The following is a 1,063-nucleotide window of genomic DNA, read 5'->3' as shown; positions in this document are numbered from 1 at the left end:
ACGGACTAGCATTCGTGTCGCGTGCAGCGCCTTGTTATTGCAAAAAACAGCAAAAAAGAAAGCTAAAAGCTGCCAAATTTCAGAAAATGGCCAACTTGGGTTAAAGCCGAATCATTCAATCTTGGCACACTATTTCTGAGTGGAGCCAACAGAATGCACCAAACTCAAACCTGAAAAAACGGCCAGATTGGGCGGTCTGGCAAACCTGCCAAGTACAGCAACGAAGCAACTCGAACAATGCCGCCGCTTGCCGCACTTGAAGACTGAGCCTTCATTTTAAAGCTAGCGAGAGCAGCCCAACAACGAAGGCGCGGCACACTATTTAAAGGCCAGACCTGACGAAATCCTGCTAGAACAACGCCTCGATCTGCTGCGGCGGCCTGCCTGCTATCCCGAAACAACCTGCCCCAACCGACGCAACCAAGCCAGTGCAATAACGCCGCAATCAACGGCGTTTACGACCGTTGCATTGCTTTGTTATTTGATGGTGAATATTAACGAAACCCAAGAGGTGAAGGCAGTGAACGAGCAACAGACACGCGAGCAACAGCTTGAGCAAGCTCTAAAGCATTTAATCCAAAACCATTTTTGTGAGAAGGATTTGATATGGAGCTACATAAAGGGTACTACCTTAAGAGAGGTTGATCCTGAGTTGCACCAATCCATAGCAAGACTGCTACCCGATGTGATGGAAAGATTATAACGCCCCGTTCACGGGCTTGTCCCGTGCAACGGTTTGTTATGGCCTGATTAACACTGGAGAAGAAGATGGACAGCAATACAGAATTAAAGATGCTTCGACAGGAAGAAGAGCAGCTTGTGGCGAGAATTGAGGAAGTGAGAAAGCTCATAAACGAAACAAATGAAAAAATAATTTTTGAATCTTGGGGCGTAAAGGTCGGCTTGATGGTTCGCGACAATAGAGGGGTTGAAGGTAAGGTGTCGCGTGTTGAATCGGTCGGAACTGGCAAGCCGTGGGTTACATTTAAGCCTAGAAAAAAATGCGGCGAGATTTCGAAGAGAGATATGTTTATTGGACAGCGATGGGAGCTTACTTAAGAAC

At 46.9% G+C, this 1,063-nt stretch carries 1 protein-coding gene; it reads left to right on the top strand.

Features of this window, described 5'->3' with window-relative positions; all coding sequences use genetic code 11:
* The first annotated feature begins 768 nt into the window (after nt 1–768).
* A complete protein-coding gene (locus V6U78_RS12680; protein WP_405341569.1) occupies nt 769–1,059 on the top strand; it encodes a hypothetical protein in 291 nt (96 codons plus the stop codon).
* Nucleotides 1,060–1,063 lie beyond the last annotated feature (4 nt).

This window comes from Marinospirillum alkalitolerans (genome assembly GCF_045055655.1).
In the GTDB taxonomy this organism is placed as follows: Bacteria; Pseudomonadota; Gammaproteobacteria; order Pseudomonadales; family Halomonadaceae; genus Marinospirillum; species Marinospirillum alkalitolerans.
This window is presented reverse-complemented; position numbering and strand designations above follow the sequence as displayed.